The sequence below is a fragment of the Streptomyces thermolilacinus SPC6 genome (genome assembly GCF_000478605.2).
In the GTDB taxonomy this organism is placed as follows: Bacteria; Actinomycetota; Actinomycetes; order Streptomycetales; family Streptomycetaceae; genus Streptomyces; species Streptomyces thermolilacinus.
On the sequence record NZ_ASHX02000001.1, the window covers coordinates 4,045,001 to 4,067,759 of the forward strand.

Annotated in this window: 15 protein-coding genes and 2 rRNA genes (1 of these 17 only partly in view); 10 read left to right on the forward strand and 7 right to left on the reverse strand. The window is 69.5% G+C overall.

What is annotated here, in order from left to right:
- Together J116_RS17560 and rrf are read left to right on the forward strand one after the other, a co-directional pair.
- A 23S ribosomal RNA gene (locus J116_RS17560) occupies positions 1-2,787 on the forward strand; it begins 335 nt to the left of the window's first position.
- A gap of 75 nt (positions 2,788-2,862) precedes the next feature.
- A 5S ribosomal RNA gene (gene rrf, locus J116_RS17565) occupies positions 2,863-2,979 on the forward strand.
- A 116-nt stretch (positions 2,980-3,095) separates the two neighbouring features.
- Here the strand turns inward: rrf and J116_RS17570 are convergent.
- From J116_RS17570 to J116_RS17590, 5 genes are read right to left on the reverse strand one after another with little or no spacing between them, the layout of a single operon-like run.
- Complete coding sequence (locus J116_RS17570; RefSeq protein ID WP_023588385.1) at positions 3,096-4,406, reverse strand: DUF58 domain-containing protein; 1,311 nt, start codon at positions 4,404-4,406, stop codon at positions 3,096-3,098.
- A 3-nt stretch (positions 4,407-4,409) separates the two neighbouring features.
- Complete coding sequence (locus J116_RS17575) at positions 4,410-5,402, reverse strand: AAA family ATPase (RefSeq protein ID WP_023588386.1); 993 nt, start codon at positions 5,400-5,402, stop codon at positions 4,410-4,412.
- The gene (locus tag J116_RS17580; protein WP_023588387.1) at positions 5,399-6,607 is read right to left on the reverse strand and encodes a DUF4350 domain-containing protein; all 1,209 of its coding nucleotides are present in this window, start codon (positions 6,605-6,607) and stop codon (positions 5,399-5,401) included. Before J116_RS17580 ends, J116_RS17575 begins: the two co-directional genes overlap by 4 nt.
- Positions 6,604-7,296, reverse strand: a complete 693-nt coding sequence (locus tag J116_RS17585) for a DUF4129 domain-containing protein (protein ID WP_051203543.1) — start codon at positions 7,294-7,296, stop codon at positions 6,604-6,606. Before J116_RS17585 ends, J116_RS17580 begins: the two co-directional genes overlap by 4 nt.
- Positions 7,297-7,300: 4 nt before the next feature.
- A complete protein-coding gene (locus tag J116_RS17590; RefSeq protein ID WP_023588389.1) occupies positions 7,301-8,524 on the reverse strand; it encodes a DUF7544 domain-containing protein in 1,224 nt (407 codons plus the stop codon).
- Positions 8,525-8,718: 194 nt separating this feature from the next.
- Here J116_RS17590 and mtnA point away from each other — a divergent pair, with 194 nt between their 5' ends.
- From mtnA to J116_RS17625, 7 genes are all read left to right on the forward strand, one after another.
- The gene (gene mtnA / locus J116_RS17595; RefSeq protein ID WP_023588390.1) at positions 8,719-9,870 is read left to right on the forward strand and encodes an S-methyl-5-thioribose-1-phosphate isomerase; all 1,152 of its coding nucleotides are present in this window, start codon (positions 8,719-8,721) and stop codon (positions 9,868-9,870) included.
- Between the two features lie 4 nt (positions 9,871-9,874).
- Positions 9,875-10,564 (forward strand): two-component system response regulator MtrA, encoded by a 690-nt coding sequence (gene mtrA, locus J116_RS17600; protein ID WP_187703247.1) that lies wholly within the window; start codon positions 9,875-9,877, stop codon positions 10,562-10,564.
- Position 10,565: 1 nt separating this feature from the next.
- A complete protein-coding gene (gene mtrB, locus J116_RS17605; RefSeq protein ID WP_023588391.1) occupies positions 10,566-12,638 on the forward strand; it encodes an MtrAB system histidine kinase MtrB in 2,073 nt (690 codons plus the stop codon).
- Positions 12,628-14,490, forward strand: coding sequence for an LpqB family beta-propeller domain-containing protein (locus J116_RS17610; protein ID WP_023588392.1), 1,863 nt, complete (start codon positions 12,628-12,630; stop codon positions 14,488-14,490). Before mtrB ends, J116_RS17610 begins: the two co-directional genes overlap by 11 nt.
- Before the next feature lie 97 nt (positions 14,491-14,587).
- Complete coding sequence (locus tag J116_RS31510; protein ID WP_028964193.1) at positions 14,588-15,502, forward strand: ComF family protein; 915 nt, start codon at positions 14,588-14,590, stop codon at positions 15,500-15,502.
- A gap of 333 nt (positions 15,503-15,835) precedes the next feature.
- The gene (gene hpf / locus J116_RS17620) at positions 15,836-16,525 is read left to right on the forward strand and encodes a ribosome hibernation-promoting factor, HPF/YfiA family (RefSeq protein WP_023588393.1); all 690 of its coding nucleotides are present in this window, start codon (positions 15,836-15,838) and stop codon (positions 16,523-16,525) included.
- A 191-nt stretch (positions 16,526-16,716) separates the two neighbouring features.
- Positions 16,717-17,487 (forward strand): response regulator, encoded by a 771-nt coding sequence (locus J116_RS17625; RefSeq protein ID WP_023588394.1) that lies wholly within the window; start codon positions 16,717-16,719, stop codon positions 17,485-17,487.
- Positions 17,488-17,709: 222 nt separating this feature from the next.
- Here J116_RS17625 and J116_RS17630 read toward each other — a convergent pair whose 3' ends face one another.
- Together J116_RS17630 and J116_RS17635 are read right to left on the reverse strand one after the other, a co-directional pair.
- A complete protein-coding gene (locus J116_RS17630; protein WP_028964194.1) occupies positions 17,710-18,876 on the reverse strand; it encodes a winged helix-turn-helix domain-containing protein in 1,167 nt (388 codons plus the stop codon).
- Between the two features lie 66 nt (positions 18,877-18,942).
- Positions 18,943-19,524: a GNAT family N-acetyltransferase gene (locus J116_RS17635; protein ID WP_023588396.1), complete on the reverse strand. Its 582-nt coding sequence runs from the start codon at positions 19,522-19,524 to the stop codon at positions 18,943-18,945.
- 252 nt (positions 19,525-19,776) lie between these two features.
- On the opposite strand from J116_RS17635, the gene secA reads away from it, so the two are divergent.
- Entirely contained in the window at positions 19,777-22,587 is a 2,811-nt protein-coding gene (secA, locus tag J116_RS17640; protein ID WP_023588397.1) for a preprotein translocase subunit SecA, read from the forward strand.
- Positions 22,588-22,759: the final 172 nt, after the last annotated feature.

Below are 22,759 nucleotides of genomic sequence, written 5' to 3' on the forward strand. Positions count from 1 at the left end.
CGGTCTGCCGGCCGTGAGACGAGTCAGAAACCGTTGATGTAGGCGAAGGACATGCGAAAGGTCCGGCGTAGAGGGTAAGACCCCCGTAGCTGAAACATTGACGGCTCGTTTGAGAGACACCCAAGTAGCACGGGGCCCGAGAAATCCCGTGTGAATCTGGCGGGACCACCCGCTAAGCCTAAATATTCCCTGGTGACCGATAGCGGATAGTACCGTGAGGGAATGGTGAAAAGTACCGCGGGAGCGGAGTGAAATAGTACCTGAAACCGTGTGCCTACAAGCCGTGGGAGCGTCGCTCACATCTTCGGATGTGGGTCGTGACTGCGTGCCTTTTGAAGAATGAGCCTGCGAGTTTGCGGTGTGTTGCGAGGTTAACCCGTGTGGGGAAGCCGTAGCGAAAGCGAGTCCGAACAGGGCGATTCAGTAGCGCGCTCAAGACCCGAAGCGGAGTGATCTAGCCATGGGCAGGTTGAAGCGGAGGTAAGACTTCGTGGAGGACCGAACCCACCAGGGTTGAAAACCTGGGGGATGACCTGTGGTTAGGGGTGAAAGGCCAATCAAACTCCGTGATAGCTGGTTCTCCCCGAAATGCATTTAGGTGCAGCGTCGTGTGTTTCTTGCCGGAGGTAGAGCACTGGATAGGCGATGGGCCCTACCGGGTTACTGACCTTAGCCAAACTCCGAATGCCGGTAAGTGAGAGCGCGGCAGTGAGACTGTGGGGGATAAGCTCCATGGTCGAGAGGGAAACAGCCCAGAGCATCGACTAAGGCCCCTAAGCGTACGCTAAGTGGGAAAGGATGTGGAGTCGCAGAGACAACCAGGAGGTTGGCTTAGAAGCAGCCACCCTTGAAAGAGTGCGTAATAGCTCACTGGTCAAGTGATTCCGCGCCGACAATGTAGCGGGGCTCAAGCGTACCGCCGAAGTCGTGTCATTCCAGCATGAGGGCCAACGCCCGCTGGGATGGGTAGGGGAGCGTCGTGTGCCGGGTGAAGCAGCCGCGGAAGCGAGTTGTGGACGGTTCACGAGTGAGAATGCAGGCATGAGTAGCGATACACACGTGAGAAACGTGTGCGCCGATTGACTAAGGGTTCCTGGGTCAAGCTGATCTGCCCAGGGTAAGTCGGGACCTAAGGCGAGGCCGACAGGCGTAGTCGATGGACAACCGGTTGATATTCCGGTACCCGCTTTGAAGCGCCAGCGCTGAACCCAGCGATGCTAAGCCCGTGAAACCGCCGTGTGCGTCTTCGGACAAGCACGGAGTGGTGGAGCCGGTGGCCCAGACTGGTAGTAGGTGAGCGATGGGGTGACGCAGGAAGGTAGTCCAGCCCGGGCGGTGGTTGTCCCGGGGTAAGGGTGTAGGACGTCACGTAGGCAAATCCGCGTGACACATAGTCTGAGACCTGATGCCGAGCCGATTGTGGTGAAGTGGATGATCCTATGCTGTCGAGAAAAGCCTCTAGCGAGTTTCATGGCGGCCCGTACCCTAAACCGACTCAGGTGGTCAGGTAGAGAATACCGAGGCGTTCGGGTGAACTATGATTAAGGAACTCGGAAAAATGCCCCCGTAACTTCGGGAGAAGGGGGGCCACGCCTGGTGATGGAGTTTACCTCCGGAGCTGGGGGTGGCCGCAGAGACCAGCGAGAAGCGACTGTTTACTAAAAACACAGGTCCGTGCGAAGCCGTAAGGCGATGTATACGGACTGACGCCTGCCCGGTGCTGGAACGTTAAGGGGACCGGTTAGCTTGGATTCGTCCAGGCGAAGCTGAGAACTTAAGCGCCAGTAAACGGCGGTGGTAACTATAACCATCCTAAGGTAGCGAAATTCCTTGTCGGGTAAGTTCCGACCTGCACGAATGGCGTAACGACTTCTCGACTGTCTCAACCATAGGCCCGGTGAAATTGCACTACGAGTAAAGATGCTCGTTTCGCGCAGCAGGACGGAAAGACCCCGGGACCTTTACTACAGTTTGATATTGGTGTTCGGTTCGGCTTGTGTAGGATAGGTGGGAGACTTTGAAGCTGTGACGCCAGTCATGGTGGAGTCGCCGTTGAAATACCACTCTGGTCGTGCTGGATGTCTAACCTGGGTCCGTGATCCGGATCAGGGACAGTGTCTGATGGGTAGTTTAACTGGGGCGGTTGCCTCCTAAAGGGTAACGGAGGCGCCCAAAGGTTCCCTCAGCCTGGTTGGCAATCAGGTGTTGAGTGTAAGTGCACAAGGGAGCTTGACTGTGAGACCGACGGGTCGAGCAGGGACGAAAGTCGGGACTAGTGATCCGGCGGTGGCTTGTGGAAGCGCCGTCGCTCAACGGATAAAAGGTACCCCGGGGATAACAGGCTGATCTTCCCCAAGAGTCCATATCGACGGGATGGTTTGGCACCTCGATGTCGGCTCGTCGCATCCTGGGGCTGGAGTCGGTCCCAAGGGTTGGGCTGTTCGCCCATTAAAGCGGTACGCGAGCTGGGTTTAGAACGTCGTGAGACAGTTCGGTCCCTATCCGCTGTGCGCGTAGGAATATTGAGAAGGGCTGTCCCTAGTACGAGAGGACCGGGACGGACGAACCTCTGGTGTGCCAGTTGTTCTGCCAAGGGCATGGCTGGTTGGCTACGTTCGGGAGGGATAACCGCTGAAAGCATCTAAGCGGGAAGCCTGCTTCGAGATGAGTATTCCCACCTCCTTGAGAGGGTAAGGCTCCCAGTAGACGACTGGGTTGATAGGCCGGATATGGAAGCCCAGTGATGGGTGGAGTTGACCGGTACTAATAGGCCGAGGGCTTGTCCTCAGTTGCTCGCGTCCACTGTGTTAGTTCTGAAGTAACGAACTCCCGTTTGGCTGGTTGAGTTCATCTTCATAGTGTTTCGGTGGTCATAGCGTTAGGGAAACGCCCGGTTACATTCCGAACCCGGAAGCTAAGCCTTTCAGCGCCGATGGTACTGCAGGGGGGACCCTGTGGGAGAGTAGGACGCCGCCGAACAAATTGTGACGGGAAGCCCCGCATCTGATGATGCGGGGCTTTTCGCATTTCCAGGCATATGTGCGGGAAGGGAGCCTCTCCTTTCGGAGGGCTCCCGACCGGCGAGGGCATAGTCGTCAGAGACGGCCTGCGGCCTTCAGCGCCAAGTACGCGTCGGCGAGCGCCGGTGCGAGGTCCTCGGGCCTGGCGTCCACCACGGTGACGCCATGACGTTGCAGCTGCTCCGCCGTATTGCGGCGCTGGGCCTGGGACTGCGCGCCGGCAGCCGCCTCGTACACCGCTTCGGCCGTCCCGCGGGACTTCGTCATCTCGTCCACATGCGGGTCCGAGACAGAAGCCACCACGACCGTGTGCCGCTGCGTGAGCTGCGACAGCACCGGGAGGAGGCCCTCCTCGATCGCGACCGCGTCCAGGCTCGTCAGCAGTACGACCAGCGAACGTCGAGGAGCACCGGCCAGCGCCGCCGCACTCAGGCCACGCGCGTCCGTCTCGACCAGCTCCGGCTCCAGTGTCGCCATGGCGTCCACCATCGCCGGCATGGCATCGCCTGCCGCACGGCCCTGCACGCGGACGCGGACTTGGCGGTCGTACGCCAGCAGGTCCACCCTGTCGCCGGCCCGTGAAGCCAGCGCCGTAAGCAGCAGAGCGGCATCCATCGCCGCGTCCAGCCGGGGAACGTCCCCGACGCGGCCCGCCGACGTACGGCCCGTGTCCAGGACGACCAGGATGTGCCGGTCCCGTTCCGGCCGCCATGTGCGGACCGCGACGCTCGTCTGACGCGCCGTGGCCCGCCAGTCGATGGACCGGGTGTCGTCGCCCGGCACGTACTCCCGGAGACTGTCGAACTCGGTACCCTCACCGCGTGTCAGCACACTCGTCCGGCCGTCCAGCTCCCGCAGCCGGGCCAGCTTCGACGGCAGATGCTTGCGGCTGGTGAACGGAGGCAGGACACGGACCTTCCACGGCACGCGGTGGCCGCCCTGGCGGGCGGCCAGACCCAGCGGGCCGTACGAGCGGACGGTGATCCGATCGGCCAGCCGGTCCCCGCGGCGCGTGGGCCGCAGCACCGTCGTCAGCCTTCGACGTTCACCCGCAGGGACCTTCACCCGGTGCCGGGAAGCCTTCTGATCGGCGCCCGTGGGCCAGGAGCTCGGCGGCCACGCGTCACGGATATCCGCCCGCAGGCGGCGCCCCGAAGGGTTCTCCACGAGCAGATGCACCTGCGCATGGTCACCTAGTCGAACAGACGTGTCACCACTTCGGGTGAACCGCAGCGTTCGCACTGGCGCCGCCAGGGCGTAGTCGCACAGAATTGCGAGGGACAGGGGGGCGTTGACCGCCAGCATCCCCGTCCAGCTGGGAGCCAGGAGCCCGACCGGCAGCGATCCGATCGCCGCCAGAAGCGCGGTACGTCCGGTGAGGGCCATGGGTCACTGCCTCAGCGACGGCGCGGGGACATGGGCGAGGATCGAGTTGATGACGGAGTCGGGCGTCACGCCTTCCATCTCCGCCTCGGGGCGCAGTTGGACGCGGTGGCGCAGTGTGGGCAGGGCGAGGGCCTTCACATCGTCCGGGATGACGTAGTCCCGGCCGGTGAGCCAGGCCCAGGCGCGGGCGGTGGAGAGCAGAGCGGTGGCGCCTCGGGGGGAGACGCCGAGAGCGAGCGAGGGGGATTCACGCGTGGCACGGCAGATATCGACGACATAGCCGGCGATCTCGGGGGACACCGAGGTGCGGGCGACCGCGCGGCGGGCGGCTTCCAGATCCGCGGCGTCGGCGACGGGGCGCACGCCCGCGGCCTTCAGGTCGCGCGGGTTGAAGCCCTCCGCGTGACGGGTCACCACGTTGATCTCGTCCTCGCGGGACGGCAGAGGCACCGTCAGCTTCAGGAGGAAGCGGTCCAGTTGGGCCTCGGGGAGAGGGTAGGTGCCCTCGTACTCGACGGGGTTCTGCGTGGCCGCCACGAGGAACGGCTCGGGCAGCGGGCGCGGTGTGCCGTCCACCGTGACCTGCCGCTCCTCCATCGCCTCCAGAAGCGACGACTGCGTCTTCGGCGGGGTCCGGTTGATCTCGTCGGCGAGGAGCAGGTTCGTGAACACGGGGCCCGGCTGGAAGGAGAACTCGGCGGACCGTGTGTCGTAGACCAGTGAACCCGTCACGTCACTCGGCATCAGGTCCGGGGTGAACTGGACACGCTTGGTGTCGAGTTCCAACGACGCGGCGAGTGCGCGTACGAGCAGTGTCTTGGCGACACCGGGCACGCCCTCGAGCAGGACGTGGCCCCGGCAGAGCAGGGCGACGACGAGCCCGGTGACAGCGGGGTCCTGCCCGACCACGGCCTTGGCGATCTCGGTGCGCAGGGCTTCCAGGGAGGCGCGGGCGCGGTCCGAGTTCTCAGCGGTCTCGGGGGTCGGGGCACTCATGAGGTGCGTACCTCTCTTTCGAGGGCGTCGAGTTGGTCTGCGAGAAGAACAAGCGCGGCGTCACTGGAAGGAGCCGGGCCGAACAACAGGTCCCGCAGGCCGCCGGGATCGCCGGTGAGGCGGGCGGACACGGCGGGGAGCAGGGCGTCGGGGGAGTGGGCTTCCCTCGTCGGGACGCCCACGAGAGGAGCGAGGCGGGTGCGGGTCGCCGAGCGGAGCACGGTGGCGGCACGGTCGCGGGCGTTCGCGCGGAAGTAGAGGCGGGCGCGGCCCTCGGTCGTCTCCGACGCGCGGATCGCTACCGGGAGGCGTTCCGTGACGAGCGGGCCCAGGCGGCGGGCACGCCAGATCGCTGCCAGGACCGCGGCGACGGCGAGCTGGAGGGTGCCCCACAGCCAGCCCGAGGGGATCAGGCCGAGGAAGTCCTCTTCCTCTTCCGCCCGGTCCCTGCGGTCGGAGTCCTGGTCGTCGGCGGCGGAAGGATCACTGAGCGAAGGGAGGTACCAGACGAGATGGTCACGGGAACCGAGGAGTTGCAGGGCGAGCGACGCGTTGCCCTCGTCCGCGAGGTGCTCGTTGAAGAGCAGGTCGGCGGCGCCGAGGAGGACCGTGTCGCCGCCGGCCGAGTTCTCCAGGCGGACCAGCGTGGGCAGGCCGTCACGGAAGTAGCAGGACTCGGCGGAGGACGAGCCGGTCGTGACGTACCGTTCACCGCCCAGACTGACGGCGCCCGCGCGGCGGGCCTCGGGGAGGGAACAGCCCGGTTGCAGGGTCTTGACCGTGTCGGGCAGGTCCGTCGTCACGTCCGGGGCCAGCGCGTCGAGGGACACCGCGTCGGCGGCGACGAGGAGGGTCCGGCCGCCGGACGTGTCGATCGTGGCGCGCAGCGCGGTCTGCTGGTTGTCGCTGAGCAGATTGGGTGCCGTGACCAGGACGGTGGTGTCCGGGCCGGCCGCGTCGGTGACCTCGTCGAGAGTCGTGGCGACGCGGACCGACACGCCGCGTTCCTTCAGCAGCTCGGCGACGGCGCGGCTGCCGTTGGGGCCGGTGGAGCGGAGGTCGAGGCGGCCGTGACGGTCCTCAGTGTGCAGCAGGGCGAGACCGACGGCCGCGACGAGCAGCAGGGCCAGGGCGAACAGGACGCCGCGAACGCGGGACCAGACCTGTGCGGGCCGCCGGGAGAGGGACGTGCCGGGCGAGGTCACTGGGCGGCTCCCTGGGTGCTGCCGCTCCACTGGGGCTTGGCCCGCTGCACCGCGGCGTCCAGATCCTTCAGAAGCTGGTACGCGCGCTGGTCGGCGGTGCGGCCGCCGTATGTGACGTCGTCGAACTCGCGGGCGGCGGCGCGCAGCTCGTCGGCGTGGGCGGGCAGCGTCCGGCCCGCCTCCGCGGCCGCCTCGTCCGCTGTGCGGCCGGGCCGGGGATCGAGGAGGGTCCGTTCCTCCAGGGAGCGGACCACGGCGCGCATGCGCTCCTGGACGGCCTGGTTCCAGCGGCCCGCGGCGGCGTGCCGGTCGGCGGCCGCACGGTGGTCGGCGGCCGTGCGGGGGCCCGCGTCGAACAGCGAGTCGCCGGACACGGGGACGCTGTGCGGTGTGCCGAGCCGCCACCACAAGGCGGCGACGAGGCCCACCACGATGACGGTGATCACCACGATGCCCAGCCAGCCGCCGGGGGTGGCGCCGGACGCCGCGTCGAACAGGTCGCCGAGCCAGTCGAAGAAGGCGTCCATGGCGCGGAGCAGGAAGTTCTGGTCGTCGTCGCCGTACATCGGCTTGGACAGTTCCCGCTCCGCCGCCTCACGGGCCGGTACGCGCGGCACGTCGAGCGGTGGTCCGTCGCTGTCCGTGGCGCCCGGCTTCAGAACCGCCGCCACTCCCCCCGTGCCCGGCACCGCATCAGCTCCTAGGAGTCGTGTCGCCCGGCGACGTGGAGCCGTAGCCGGGGACGCCCGCCGCGCGGGCGAGTTCGAGGTCGAGGGCCTCACGGCGGATGCGCTGGTCCACGTAGAGGAGGACCGTCACACCGGCCGAGATCGGGTACATGATCGCCGATGCGAGGATCGCTCCGATACCCGTGATGATCAGGAACGTCCAGCTGGCCTGCGGGGCGGCGGTGCCGGAGAGCACGCCGCTCATCCCGTCACCGTCCACGAGCAGGGCGATCACGGAGAAGGGGATCACCACGATGAGGGTGATCAGCGTGGTCAGCAGCGCCGTCAGGGTCAGGATGCCGAAGATCCGCCACCACGAGCCCCGCACCAGCTTCGCGGAGCGCCGCAGCGACGCGATCACGCCCTGGCCCTCCAGCATGACCACCGAGTACGACAGGCTGAACCGCACCGTCAGCCAGATCACCAGGAGGAGCGCGGCCAGACCGCCGAAGAGCACCAGCACCGCACCCGCCACGGAGCCGATCAGCAGGCCCGGAAGGACACCGGCCAACGTGATGGCGCTGACGATCAGCGTGAGGGAAAACATCAGGCCCAGCAGCGGAACGAGACGAGGCCGGGCATCCCGCCACACGTCGCCGAACGTCACCGGCCGGCCCAGCACCGAGCGGGTCACCACGAACGTCAGCAGGGCCGTCGTCACGAACACGGCGATCAGCCCCAGCAGGGTCGAAGGCGCCAAGCCGATCATGCTGACTCGCAGCGCCTCGCCGGTCTGCTCCAGGAGCTCCGACGGGCTCGCGTCCGGGTCGGGGGCGGGCGCCTGCGGCAGCACGTACCGCTGCATCAGGATCTGCAGCAGCTGCACCACCGCCGACACGGCGAGAGTGATCCCCAGAACCGTCCGCCAGTGCGCGCGCAATGTCGAGACGGCGCCGTCCAGGATCTCGCCCACACCCAGCGGCCGCAGCGGGATCACGCCCGGCTTCGGCGCCGGCGGCTGGGCCCAGCCGCCGTACGGGCCGCGACCGCCCCAGCCCGGGGCGGGCGCGGGCGGCACCTGGCCGCCCGGCTGCGCGGCGGGCGGCGACCACTGGCCGGGCGGCGGCTGGTTCTCCGACCACTTGGGAGCGGGACCGCCCTGGTCACCGGCCGGGCTGGGCGAACCGGTGCCCTGGTCGTCGGACGGGGAAGGAGATCCGGGCGAAGCCCAGCCCGGAGAGTCGTTCACGGTCGTCCACCTCGTGGCTTGGTCGCGGGGCCCGCTCGTCGAGCCGGCTCGGGCACAACACCCCGCCACCCCGCAGAGCGGCAGGTCGGCAGCCATCGTGCCACGGGCCACCCCGCCACAGGCCAGGGCCCTGACGAGTCCCGCTCCCGCCGCGACACCTTCAATGTCTCCGGCGCAGCGGGCAGACTGGGCGAATGGCTGATCAGTACGCAGGAACTGACCCCGGCGGACAGCCGCCCGCACCTCCCGTCCTCCGCTGGGAGGAACCCCCGGAAGGGCCCGTCGTGGTGCTCCTCGACCAGACCCGGCTCCCCGCCGAGGAAGTCGGACTGGTCTGCACCGACGTGCCCGCCCTCGTCCGGGCCATCCAGACCCTGGCCGTGCGCGGCGCGCCCCTCCTCGGCATCGCCGGCGCGTACGGTGTGGCGCTCGCCGCCGCCCGGGGCTACGACGTCGACGATGCCGCCGCGCAGCTCGCCGGTGCCAGGCCCACCGCCGTCAACCTCGGATACGGCGTACGCCGTGCCCTCGCCGCCCACCGGGCCGCCGCCGAGCAGGGCGCCGCCCCCGCACAGGCGGCCGAGGCGGCCCTGAGCGAGGCGCGGCGGCTCCACCGGGAGGACGCCGAGGCCAGCACCGCCATGGCCGCCCGGGGGCTGGGCCTCCTCGACGAGCTTCTGCCCGGCGGCAGCCACCGCGTCCTCACCCACTGCAACACGGGGGCGCTCGTGTCCGGAGGGGCGGGGACCGCGTTCGCCGTCGCCCTCGCCGCCCACCGGGCCGGGCGGCTGCGGCGGCTGTGGGTCGACGAGACCCGGCCCCTCCTCCAGGGCGCCCGCCTCACCGCGTACGAAGCCGCCCGCAACGGCCTCGCCTACACGCTGCTCACCGACAACGCCGCCGGGTCCCTGTTCGCGGCCGGTGAGGTGGACGCCGTCCTCGTCGGCGCCGACCGGATCGCGGCGGACGGGTCCGTCGCCAACAAGGTGGGGACGTACCCCCTCGCCGTCCTCGCCAAGTACCACCACGTACCGTTCGTCGTCGTCGCACCCGTGACCACGATCGACCCCGGCACACCCGACGGGGCGTCCATCGAAATCGAACAGCGACCCGGGAGTGAAGTGACGCAGCTCACAGCCCAGGGGTTCGCCGGGGTGGCCGGGACCGCGCCCGGCGCCGCGACAGCCGTCGCGCCCTTGGGAACGCAGGCCTACAACCCGGCGTTTGACATCACGCCGCCCGAATTGGTGACCGCGATCGTTACCGAAGCAGGAGTGCTGTCACCGGTGACCGCAGGAGGAATCGAAGAGCTGTGTGCCAGGTCACGCCAGGTAACGATTAGCTAATGGGATGATGTCGATTATGAAGGGACGCGTCCTTGTCGTCGACGACGACACCGCACTGGCCGAGATGCTCGGGATCGTGCTGCGTGGTGAAGGGTTCGAGCCGTCGTTCGTAGCGGACGGCGACAAGGCACTCGCCGCATTCCGGGAGACCAAGCCCGACCTGGTCCTCCTCGACCTCATGCTGCCCGGACGGGACGGCATCGAGGTGTGCAGGCTGATCCGCGCCGAGTCCGGCGTGCCGATCGTCATGCTCACCGCCAAGAGCGACACGGTGGACGTCGTCGTCGGCCTCGAGTCCGGCGCCGACGACTACATCGTCAAGCCGTTCAAGCCGAAGGAGCTCGTCGCCCGTATCCGCGCCCGCCTCCGCCGGTCCGAGGAGCCCGCCCCCGAGCAGCTCACCATCGGTGACCTCGTCATCGACGTCGCCGGGCACTCCGTGAAGCGCGACGGGCAGTCCATCGCGCTCACCCCACTCGAATTCGACCTGCTCGTCGCGCTCGCCCGCAAGCCGTGGCAGGTCTTCACCCGTGAAGTCCTCCTCGAACAGGTATGGGGCTACCGCCACGCCGCCGACACGCGACTGGTGAACGTGCACGTCCAGCGACTCCGCTCGAAGGTCGAGAAGGACCCCGAGCGGCCCGAGATCGTCGTCACCGTCCGCGGTGTCGGCTACAAGGCGGGACCGAACTGACATGACCCGAGGCAGCACTGCTCCGAAGCCCGGGAAGCCGGGAGTCCGTGCGGGGCGGGCTGCCGGAACCGGGCACGGTCCCACGCGCGGGGGGCGCTTCCTCCGCGGCGGACGCATCCTCCAGGACGGAGCACCGGGAGGCCCGGTGCTCCGCCTCCTGGCCCGGTGGATCCGCCGCCCCCTCCTGCCCGCCGTACGACTGTGGCGACGCAACATCCAGCTCCGCGTCGTCGTCGCCACCCTCCTCATGTCGCTCGGCGTGGTCCTCCTGCTCGGGTTCGTCGTCATGGGCCAGGTGCGCAACGGCCTGCTCGACGCCAAGGAACGCGCCGCGCAGAGCCAGGCCGCCGGAGGGTTCTCCGCCGCCCAGGACGAGGCCAGCGCCGCCACCGGCTCCGCCCCCGCCGACGGCGACACCCCCGGCACGACCTCCCGCTCCCTCCTCAACTGGCGCTCCGACCTCGTCGTGCAGCTCGCCAGCGGAGGCGCCGGAGCCTTCGACGTCGTCGCCCTCAGCTCCGACTCCGCGGGCACCGCCCCCAGCCGCGGCGCCCGCGCCTCCGGCGGCGTCAAGGTCGAGAGCATCCCCGTCGCCCTCCGCGAGGCCGTCGCCCAGGGCACCGGCACCTTCCAGACGTACACCCGCATCCAGTACGCCGACGGCCAGCGATCCGAAGCGGGACTGGTCATCGGCAAACGCCTCAACGACGTCGAGGGCAACACGTACGAGCTGTACTACCTCTTCCCCCTCACGCAGGAAGCGGCGTCCCTCGCCCTCGTCAAAACGACCATCACCACCGCCGGGCTCTTCGTCGTCGTCCTCCTCGGCGCCATCGCCTGGCTCGTCGTCCGGCAGGTCGTCACCCCCGTCCGCATGGCCGCCGGCGTCGCCGAGCGCCTCTCCGCCGGACGCCTCCAGGAACGCATGAAGGTCACCGGCGAGGACGACATCGCCCGCCTCGGCGAAGCCTTCAACAAGATGGCGCAGAACCTCCAGCACAAGATCCAGCAGCTGGAGGACCTCTCCCGCATGCAGCGCCGCTTCGTCTCCGACGTCTCGCACGAGCTGCGCACCCCGCTCACCACGGTCCGCATGGCCGCCGATGTCATCTACGAGGCCCGGAGCGACTTCGACCCCGTCACGGCACGCTCCGCCGAACTCCTCGGCGACCAGCTCGACCGGTTCGAGTCCCTCCTCGCCGACCTCCTCGAGATCAGCCGCTTCGACGCGGGCGCCGCGGCCCTCGAAGCGGAACCCATAGACCTCCGCGACGTCGTCCACCGCGTCATCGACGGCGCCCGCCCGCTCGCCGAACACAAGGGCGGCCACATCCGCGTCGTCGGCGACGAGCAGCCCGTCATCGCCGAAGCCGACGCCCGCCGCGTCGAACGCGTCCTGCGCAACCTCGTCGTCAACGCCGTCGAGCACGGCGAAGGCCGTGACGTCGTCGTACGCCTCGCCTCCGCGGGCGGCGCAGTCGCCGTCGCCGTACGCGACTACGGCGTCGGCCTCAAGCCCGGCGAGGCCACCCGCGTCTTCAACCGCTTCTGGCGTGCCGACCCCGCCCGCGCCCGCACCACCGGCGGCACCGGCCTCGGCCTGTCCATCGCCCTCGAGGACGCCCGTCTCCACGGCGGCTGGCTCCAGGCCTGGGGCGAGCCCGGCGGCGGCTCGCAGTTCCGCCTCACCCTGCCCCGCACCGCCGACGAACCCCTCCGCGGCTCCCCCATACCGCTCGAACCCGAGGACTCCCGGCGCAACCGCCAGCACACCGCCGCCGACCACACCGGCGGCCCCGCCCGGCACACGAGCACCGGCGTACCCGGCCAGACCCAGTCCGGCAGCAGCACGGCCACCGGCCGCGTGCTCCCCGGACCGGCCCGCTCCGCCGTACCGCCCCGCCAGTCACGGTCCGCCACCGCCGACCCCACCGCCCTTCCCGGCAACGGCACCCGTGTCGTCGCGCGCGAACACGCCGCCGGACCACCGGGCAGCGGCGACGACACGCCACCGGACCAGCACCACCAAGGCCAGGACCAGACGAAGCGGAAGGACACCACCCGTGGGCGCTGACCGCCGCCACACCCACCGGCGAACCGTCCGCGGCGCCGCCCTCCTCGGCTCCGTCGCCGTCCTCGCCGGATGCGCCTCCATGCCCGACAGCGGCGACGTCAGCAGCGTCAAGGCGTCCCGGCAGGGCGACTCCCAGGTGCGCGTCTACCCCGTGCCGCCCCGCGACAACGCCGAGCCCGACGAGATCGTCGAAGGCTTCCTCGAAGCGATGACCGGCGACGACCCGGACTTCGCCACCGCCCGCCAGTACCTCACCAAGCAGGCGGCCCGCACCTGGAAGCCGGAGGAGCGCACCACCGTCCTCAGCGCCGCCCCCGTCCCCCAGCAGAGTGGGCCGGTACGCCAGGAGCACGGCGTACCCGGCGACCCGCAGACCCTCCTGTACCGGCTCTCCGGCCAGAAGGTCGCCACCGTGGACGACCGGCACGCCTACCAGCCGGTCGGCTCCATCACGTACAGCGAATCCCTCCAGCTGGTGCAGCAGCGCTCCGCCGACGGCAAGCAGAAGGAGTGGCGGATCGACGTCCTCCCGCAGGGCCTCGTCCTCGGCGAATCCGACTTCCAGCGCAACTACCGCTCCGTCAACAAGTACTACTTCGCGTCCGGCAAACCGTGGGTCGTCGCCGACCCGGTGTACATCCGGAAGCGTCAGGACCCCGTGACCAAGATGGACTCCCTGACGCAGACCGTGAAAGCCCTCCTCGAAGGCCCCACGAACTGGCTCAAGCCGGCCGTGGACACCCGCTTCCCCGCCGGGACGGAACTGAAGAAGGACACCACCGCCCTCACCACCGACGACCGCAACACCCTCAAGGTCCCGCTCAACGAGAAGGCGAACAACGTCGACCGGGAACAGTGCCGCAAAATGGCCGCGCAAGTCCTCTTCACCGTCGGAGACCTCGCCTCCACACGCGTGGAGCAGGTGGAACTCCAGCGCGCCGACGGCCGGTCCCTGTGCGTCCTCGGCGAGGACCAGCGATCCGACTTCATGGCCGACCCCACCCCCGGCCTCCGCGAGACCCCGTACTACGTGGACGCCACCGGCAAACTCGCGCAGCTTCTCCCCGGCCCCAAGGAAGCCGTGGAACCCCGGCGCGTCTACGGGCCCTTCGGTGACGGCGCCGCCAAGGTCGAGACCGTCGCCGTCGCCCGCGACGAGAAGCACGCCGCCGCCGTGTCCCAGAACGGCCGCACCCTGCGCGTCGCGTCCATCCAGTCCGACACCGACCTGCCCGAGCCTCTCGTCACCAGCCGGGGAGCCGTACCGGCCAACCGGCTCTCCGCGCCCAGCTGGGACGGACGCAACGACCTGTGGGTCGCCGACCGCGACCCCGCCGACCCCCGGCTGCTCCTGCTCCAGGGCGGCAGCGGCAAGCCCCTCACCGTCACCACGCCGTGGCTCGACGACGACGTACGGGTCGAGGAACTGCGGGTCTCCGAGGACGGCGTACGCATCGCCCTGCGCCTCAGCAGGAACGGCAAGACCACCCTTCACATCGGGCGTGTCGAACGGCAGACCGTCGGCGACCGGCAGAAGGTCTCCGTCGTCGACCTCCAGTCCGTCGCGCCCCGCATGGAGTCCGTGACGTCCGTGTCCTGGGCGGGTCCGAGCCGCCTCGTCGTCCTCGGCAAGCAGGCCGGCGGTGTCCAGCAGGTCCGCTACGTCCAGACCGACGGTTCCGCCTCCGCCGCCGTCATCCCCGGCCTCAACCAGGTCAAGGCCGTCGCCGCCGCCAACGACGAACGGGCTCCGCTGGTCGCCGCCGCCGACGACGGCATCGTCCGGCTCCAGTCCGGCGTCAACTGGCAGCCGATGGTCGAGAAGGGCACCTCGCCGGTCTACCCCGGCTGACCTGGGCGAACACTACGAGGCGCCTGCCGTGTGCACGTCGCCGTGCCGGTTGTCCACAGGGGTGGCGGACCGCGACGGGGTACGAGAGCGTAGAGCCATGCGGGGATGGTGGCAGGAGATCACCGGGCTCGTACTGCCGGTGGCCTGCGCCGGTTGCGGCCGTCCCCGCGCGGTCCTGTGCGACGCCTGTACCCGGACGCTGCACGGCCGGCAGCCGGTACGGGTACGTCCGGAACCGGAGCCTGCCGGGCTCCCCGCCGTGCGGGCGGCCGCGCCGTACGCCGACGCCGTACGGGCGGCCCTGCTCGCGCACAAGGAGCGCGGCGCACTCGCCCTAGCGGTGCCACTGGGGGCCGCCCTGGCGGGCGCGGTACGTGCTGCCGCGGCGGGCGGGGCAGCAGCGAGCGGTGGTACGGGGGTTGGGGGTGCGGGGGTGGGGGTGGGGGCCCGCCCCCTGGTGCTGGTCCCGGTGCCTTCGGCGCGGCGGGCCGTGCGGGCGCGGGGGCATGACGCGGTACGGCGGGTGGCGGTGGCCGCGGCGCGGGAGCTCAGGAGCGGCGGGGCGGCGGTCCGGGTGGCGCCGGTGCTGCGGCAGCGGCGGGCGGTGGCCGACCAGGCGGGCCTCGACGCGCGGCGGCGGCAGGCGAACATGGCCGGCGCGCTGGAGGTGCTGCCGGGCGGGGCGCGGCTGCTGGAGGGCGCCAGGGTGGTGCTGGTGGACGACCTCATGACGACGGGTGCCTCGCTGGCCGAGGCGGCGCGCGCACTGGACGAGGCGCGCGTGGTGCGGGTTTCCGGCGAGGCGGGCGCGGCGGGTGTGGTGCGGGTTTCCGGCGGGACGGACGCGGGGAATGGCGGGGATTCCCACGGGGTACCCGAAACGTTCAGCGGGCCGGGAGTGACTTCCGGCCCCGGGCGCGGCGAATTGCCGCGGGGTGACCATGGATCCGTACTGATCGGAGCCGCTGTAGTTGCTGCATCTCCAAAAGCGTTCGGGATAAACCGGAACTGACAAAGAACTTCGAACGTTGCAGGTGGTGAGGGGATGAGAACACCTGATCGGAGGTTTGTGCTGGTAGCGGGTGCCGACATCCGTCCGGGCGAGCTATGTTCGGTTGTACAGGAATGGCGAATGCCGCCCTTCACCGAATGAGCAGCCATGCGTCCGTACGGAATCCGGAGCCGGTCAGCACATCGATGTTGTGGGGGTGGGATCTTGTCGACTGGGGAGGAGGAGGTCTAAGTCGCCAAGTCCGAGACTCCGGTGCTCGCCGGGGTCTGGAGCGAAAGGGAGATGCTCGCCAGCAGCTGAGCTGGTTGGAGCGATCCGGGAACGGAGTTCTGCGTGGACATCGTCGTCAAGGGCCGCAAGACCGAGGTGCCCGAGCGGTTCCGCAAGCACGTGGCCGAGAAGCTGAAGCTGGAGAAGATCCAGAAGCTCGACGGCAAGGTGATCAGCCTCGACGTCGAGGTGTCCAAGGAGCACAACCCGCGGCAGGCCGACCGGTCCGACCGCGTGGAGATCACCCTCCACTCCCGAGGCCCGGTGATCCGGGCGGAAGCGGCCGCCGCCGACCCGTACGCAGCGCTCGACCTCGCGACCGCCAAGCTTGAGGCGCGACTGCGCAAGCAGCACGACAAGCGGCACACGCGCCGCGGCAGCGGCCGTATGACGGCCGCGGAGGTGGCCGACGCGGTGCCGGGCGCCGCCAGGCTCAACGGAGCCGGGGTCGCCGTGCTCGAGGAGTCGGAGGAGACCGTTCCGACCACGCGGATCGGCTCGCTCGAGGTGCAGGGCGAAGGCCCGCTCGTCGTGCGCGAGAAGACGCACAGGGCCGCCGCCATGTCGCTCGACCAGGCGCTGTACGAGATGGAGCTGGTCGGGCACGACTTCTATCTGTTCGTCGACGCGGAGACCAAGCAGCCCAGCGTCGTGTACCGGCGCCACGCCTACGACTACGGCGTCATCCACCTGGAGAACGACCCCCTGGCGGGGAGCGAGGGCAGCGGCGCGGGCGGAGCGCTCGGCGGCTGACGGTTCCCGACCGGTGTGGTGCCCCCGGAAGCGCCCCGTGCGCCCCCGGGGGCACCCCCGTGCCACCGAAGGATCACCGCGCGGGCGCCGGGGCATGAAATCATGGCGACGCGTACCAACCGGTCCATGCCGGACCGGGGTTGGTGCGACGACCATGAACTTCAGGGCCCCGGCCTGCAGGGGGAGGAACGATGGCGGAAAGCTTCGGCCCGGTGCATCATCCGGGCGGCTCCGGCGCCCCGGACTGCGGGGCCACCTCGCACGGCGACTCCGGAGACGGAGGGAGCGACGAGTCCAGGAAGGAACCCATCCGGGTTCTCGTGGTGGACGATCACGCGCTCTTCCGCCGTGGACTCGAGATCGTCCTCGCGCAGGAGGAGGACATCCAGGTCGTGGGGGAGGCGGGCGACGGCGCGGAAGCCGTGGACAAGGCCGCCGACCTGCTGCCCGACATCGTGCTGATGGACGTGCGCATGCCGCGGCGGGGCGGGATCGAGGCGTGTACGTCCATCAAGGAGGTCGCCCCGAGCGCGAAGATCATCATGCTGACGATCAGCGACGAGGAAGCGGACCTCTACGAGGCGATCAAGGCGGGGGCCACCGGGTACCTGCTGAAGGAGATCTCCACCGACGAGGTCGCGACGGCCATCCGCGCCGTCGCGGACGGGCAGTCCCAGATCAGCCCCTCCATGGCGTCGAAGCTGCTCACCGAGTTCAAGTCGATGATCCAGCGCAACGACGACCGCCGTCTCGTCCCGGCGCCCCGGCTCACCGACCGCGAGCTGGAGGTGCTGAAGCTGGTGGCGACGGGGATGAACAACCGGGACATCGCCAAGGAGCTGTTCATCTCCGAGAACACCGTGAAGAACCACGTCCGCAACATCCTGGAGAAGCTCCAGCTGCACTCCCGCATGGAGGCCGTGGTCTACGCGATGCGGGAGAAGATCCTGGAGATCCGGTAGGGGTCCGGCGGGGCCGGAGAGGCGCCGCTCCGGGCCGGTGGTGCCGTGACGCGGTGGCGGGGTGGACGAGTGGCCGGGTGTCGGCTCGCGAGGGGCCGCCGCCCGTTCGCCGCGGCGACGACAACGGGTCGCGCCGGGCCGCACGGGGCGTACGGCCGTCGGGCCACTGCCGCCGTCGGGTCAATGCCGCCACCCACTGCCGTCATCCGGCCACTGCCGCTGTCAGGACAGTGCCGCCGTGAGGGCCGGGGCCAGGTCGGGGCGGTCCGTTCGTTCGACGCGTACGGAGTCGCAGCCGACCCATTCCGCCGCCTCCCGCAGGGCCTTCGCCATGGGGGCTACCGCCTTGGGCCCCGCCAGGGACAGCTGCCGGGCCACCAGGGTGGTGCCCTCGCGGGCCGGGTCCACGCGGCCGAGCAGCCTGCCGCCCGCCAGCAGCGGCATCGCGAAGTAGCCGTGCACGCGCTTCTGCTTCGGCACGTACGCCTCCAGGCGGTGGGTGAAGCCGAAGATCCGTTCCGTGCGGGCCCGCTCCCAGATCAGCGAGTCGAACGGGGACAGCAGCGTCGTACGGTGTCGTCCGCGCGGCTCGCTCGCGAGCGCCTCCGGGTCCGCCCAGGCGGGCTTGTCCCAGCCCTCGACCCGCACCGGCACGAGCCCCGAGTCGGCGACGACCGCGTCGAACTCCTCGCCCCTGATGCGGTGGTAGTCGGCGATGTCCGCGCGCGTGCCCACGCCCAGGGCCTGACCGGCCAGCCGTACGAGGCGGCGCAGGCACTCCCGGTCGTCCAGCTCGTCGTGGAGCAGCTCGGCGGGGACGGCGCGCTCCGCCAGGTCGTACACGCGCTTCCAGCCGCGCCGCTCGACGCATACCACCTCGCCGAACATCAGCGCCCGCTCGACGGCGACCTTGGAGGCGGACCAGTCCCACCACTCGCCGCCGTTCTTGGCGCCGCCCAGCTCCGTCGCCGTGAGGGGGCCCTGGGCGCGCAGCTGGTTGATCACCGCGTCGTACGCGCCGTCCGGCAGGTCGTGGTGCCACTGGGGGCGGCGGCGGTAGGCGCGGCGGCGGAACGCGAAGTGCGGCCACTCCTCGATGGGCAGCACGCACGCGGCGTGCGACCAGTACTCGAAGGCGTGCCGTCCCGTCCAGTACGCGGCGTCCACGGTCTGGCGGCCGACGGCGCCGAGGCGGGCGTACGGCACGAGCTCGTGGGAGCGGGCCAGGACGGAGATCGTGTCCAGCTGGACCGCGCCGAGGTGCCGCAGGACGCCGCGCACTCCGGCGCGCCGGTCGGGTGCGCCGAGGAATCCCTGCGCGCGCAGGGCCATGCGGCGGGCCTCGTCGGCCGAGAGCTCATGCGTGGGTCGGGGCGGCGTCGTGGTCATGCTTCGCACGATAGAGGCCGTCACTGACAGTCCCGGATGGTTTTCCACAGGCCGGGTGCTCGGGGCTCAGGGCCTGGCGGACGGCAGGTACGGGGTGGGGGAGGGCAGGCCCAGGTCGGAGGGGAGGAGGGAGGCGAGCCAGCAGTCGCGGCGGCTGTCGGGACGGGCGAACGCCGCGCGGAGGGTGCCCTCCAGGGTGAAGCCGGCCTTCTCGGCGACGAGGCGGGACGCGGTGTTGCCGACTTCGGCCCGCCACTCCAGGCGGGTGCAGCCGAGGGTGGTGAACGCCCAGTGGGCGAGGGTGCGGGTGGCTTCGGTGGCGTAGCCGTTGCCGCGGTGTTCGCGGACCGTGTAGAAGCCGATCTCCCAGGTGCCCGCGCGCGGATGGTGGAGGCTGACGGATGCCAGCAGGGGGCCGGTCGCCTGGCCGCGGGGGCGTACGGAGAAGGTGTACTCCGTGTCGTCGCGCCAGGCGTCGGGGACGTACCGGCAGACGAAGTCGCGCGCGTCGGCGATGCCGTACGGGTCGGGCAGCGGTATCCAGCGCTTGATCTGCGGGTCCTGGACGGCGGCGCGGACCTCCTCGGCGTCGTCCGGGGCGAAGGGGCGCAGCAGAAGTCGCCGGGAGTTCAGGGTGACGGGTTCCATGGGCGGGATTGTGGCGGCGGCGGGGTGCGGGGGCGAACCGATTGCGGTGGTGGCGGCACCTTCGGCGCGTCCCGCGCGTTCTCCTTGAGGGCGGCGGCGGCCCCGGCGATCGTTCATGGGAGGTGCGGACCTCCCGGCGTGGCGGGGTCCTCGCTTACGATGACCGTTGCGGTGGGGACCACCTGCCGTGCCCGTGCCAGTGTCCATGACAAGACCCAGTGCCAGGCCCGACCGGCAAGGAGACCAGCCTCAGTGTCCGTCTTCAACAAGCTCATGCGTGCAGGCGAAGGCAAGATCCTGCGCAAACTGCACCGCATCGCGGACCAGGTCAACTCCATCGAAGAGGACTTCGTCAACCTCTCCGACGCCGAGTTGCGGGCCCTCACCGACGAGTACAAGCAGCGGTACCAGGACGGTGAGAGCCTCGACGACCTGCTCCCGGAGGCCTTCGCGACCGTTCGTGAGGCGGCCAAGCGCGTGCTCGGCCAGCGCCACTACGACGTGCAGCTGATGGGTGGCGCCGCGCTGCACCTCGGGTACGTGGCGGAGATGAAGACCGGTGAGGGCAAGACCCTCGTCGGTACGCTCCCGGCGTATCTGAACGCGTTGTCAGGCAAGGGCGTGCACCTGATCACGGTGAACGACTACCTGGCGGAGCGCGACTCCGAGCTGATGGGCCGGGTGCACCAGTTCCTGGGTCTGTCGGTGGGCTGCATCCTGGCGAACATGTCGCCGGCGCAGCGCCGCATGCAGTACAACTGCGACATCACGTACGGCACGAACAACGAGTTCGGCTTCGACTACCTGCGCGACAACATGGCGTGGTCGAAGGACGAGCTGGTGCAGCGCGGCCACAACTTCGCGTGTGTCGACGAGGTCGACTCGATCCTGGTGGACGAGGCCCGTACGCCGCTGATCATCTCGGGTCCGGCGGACCAGGCGACGAAGTGGTACGGCGACTTCGCGAAGCTGGTGCAGCGGCTGAAGCGCGGCGAGCCGGGCAATCCGCTGAAGGGCATCGAGGAGACCGGCGACTACGAGGTCGACGAGAAGAAGCGGACCGTCGGCATCCACGAGTCGGGTGTCGCGAAGGTCGAGGACTGGCTGGGCATCGACAACCTCTACGAGTCGGTGAACACGCCGCTCGTCGGTTACCTGAACAACGCCATCAAGGCGAAGGAACTGTTCAAGAAGGACAAGGACTACGTCGTCATCGACGGCGAAGTCATGATCGTCGACGAGCACACGGGCCGTATCCTCGCGGGCCGCCGGTACAACGAGGGCATGCACCAGGCGATCGAGGCGAAGGAAGGCGTCCCGATCAAGGACGAGAACCAGACCCTCGCCACGATCACGCTGCAGAACTTCTTCCGCCTGTACGACAAGCTGTCCGGTATGACCGGTACGGCGATGACCGAGGCCGCCGAGTTCCAGCAGATCTACAAGCTGGGCGTCGTGCCGATCCCGACGAACCGGCCGATGGTCCGCAAGGACCAGTCGGATCTGATCTACCGCACCGAGGTCGCGAAGTTCGCGGCGGTCGTGGACGACATCGCGGAGAAGCACAAGAAGGGCCAGCCGATCCTCGTCGGTACGACGTCGGTCGAGAAGTCCGAGTACCTGTCGCAGCAGCTGTCGAAGCGCGGCATCCCGCACGAGGTGCTGAACGCGAAGAACCACGAGCGTGAGGCGTCGATCGTCGCGCAGGCCGGCCGCAAGGGCGCGGTGACGGTCGCGACGAACATGGCCGGCCGCGGTACGGACATCAAGCTCGGCGGCAACCCCGACGACCTCGCCGAGGCGGAGCTGCGCCAGCGCGGCCTCGACCCGGTCGAGACGCCGGACGAGTGGGTGGCTGCCCTGCCGGAGGCCCTGGAGAAGGCCGAGCTGGCGGTGAAGGCCGAGTCCGAGGAGGTCAAGAATCTCGGCGGCCTGTACGTGCTCGGTACGGAGCGCCACGAGTCGCGGCGTATCGACAACCAGCTGCGCGGCCGTTCCGGCCGTCAGGGCGACCCGGGCGAGTCCCGCTTCTACCTGTCGCTGGGCGACGACCTGATGCGGCTGTTCAAGGCGCAGATGGTCGAGCGCGTCATGGCGATGGCGAACGTGCCGGACGACGTGCCGATCGAGAACAAGATGGTCACGCGCGCGATCGCGTCCGCCCAGTCGCAGGTCGAGCAGCAGAACTTCGAGACGCGCAAGAACGTCCTGAAGTACGACGAGGTGCTCAACCGGCAGCGTGAGGTCATCTACGGCGAGCGCCGCCGCGTCCTGGAGGGCGAGGACCTGCACGAGCAGATCCGCCACTTCATGGACGACACGATCGACGCCTACATCCAGGCGGAGACCGTCGAGGGCTTCGCGGAGGAGTGGGACCTGGAGCGGCTGTGGGGCGCGTTCAAGCAGCTCTACCCGTGCAAGGTCACCATCGAGGAGCTGGAGGACGCCGCCGGGGACCGGGCCGGTATCACGGCGGAGTTCATCGCGGAGTCCGTCAAGGACGACATCCACGAGCAGTACGAGGCGCGTGAGAAGCAGCTCGGCTCCGAGATCATGCGTGAGCTGGAGCGGCGGGTCGTGCTGTCCGTGCTGGACCGCAAGTGGCGCGAGCACCTCTACGAGATGGACTACCTCCAGGAGGGCATCGGCCTGCGCGCCATGGCGCAGAAGGACCCGCTGGTCGAGTACCAGCGCGAGGGCTTCGACATGTTCAACGCCATGATGGAGGGCATCAAGGAGGAGTCCGTCGGCTACCTGTTCAACCTGGAGGTCCAGGTCGAGCAGCAGGTCGAGGAGGTCCCGGTGGAGGCGGCGCAGGAGCGGCCGTCGCTGCAGAAGGAGGAGGCCGTGCCCGCGGGCGCCGGCCGCCCCGAGATCCGCGCCAAGGGCCTGGACGCCCCGCAGCGGCCGAACCGGCTGCACTTCTCCGCGCCGACCGTCGACGGTGAGGGCGGCATCATCGAGGGCGACTTCGACAACGGCGGCGCCCGGTCCGAGACGGACGGCATGACGCGCGCGGAGCGCCGCAAGGCCCAGAAGGGCGGCCGCCGCCGCAAGAAGTGACCCGGCGGCCTCAGCCTGAGTGAAGGCGGGACCGGTGCACGCTCCGCGGGCGTGCTCCGGTCCCGCCTTTCGCGTGTGCGGTCCCGCCGCGTGGGCGCGGCGCCGTTGTACGCGCGCGTGGCGTGGTTGTACGCGCGCGTGGCGGCCTCGCGGGAGCCGGTGCGCTGTGGCT

Coding starts and splice junctions, on each gene's coding strand:
- mtrA (WP_187703247.1), top strand. CDS start 9,875: ATGATGTCGATTATGAAGGGACGCGTCCTTGTCGTCGACGACGACACC.
- J116_RS17635 (WP_023588396.1), bottom strand. CDS start 19,524: ATGGAACCCGTCACCCTGAACTCCCGGCGACTTCTGCTGCGCCCCTTC.
- J116_RS17570 (WP_023588385.1), bottom strand. CDS start 4,406: ATGGCCCTCACCGGACGTACCGCGCTTCTGGCGGCGATCGGATCGCTG.
- J116_RS17575 (WP_023588386.1), bottom strand. CDS start 5,402: ATGAGTGCCCCGACCCCCGAGACCGCTGAGAACTCGGACCGCGCCCGC.
- J116_RS17630 (WP_028964194.1), bottom strand. CDS start 18,876: ATGACCACGACGCCGCCCCGACCCACGCATGAGCTCTCGGCCGACGAG.
- mtnA (WP_023588390.1), top strand. CDS start 8,719: ATGGCTGATCAGTACGCAGGAACTGACCCCGGCGGACAGCCGCCCGCA.
- mtrB (WP_023588391.1), top strand. CDS start 10,566: ATGACCCGAGGCAGCACTGCTCCGAAGCCCGGGAAGCCGGGAGTCCGT.
- J116_RS17625 (WP_023588394.1), top strand. CDS start 16,717: ATGGCGGAAAGCTTCGGCCCGGTGCATCATCCGGGCGGCTCCGGCGCC.
- J116_RS31510 (WP_028964193.1), top strand. CDS start 14,588: ATGCGGGGATGGTGGCAGGAGATCACCGGGCTCGTACTGCCGGTGGCC.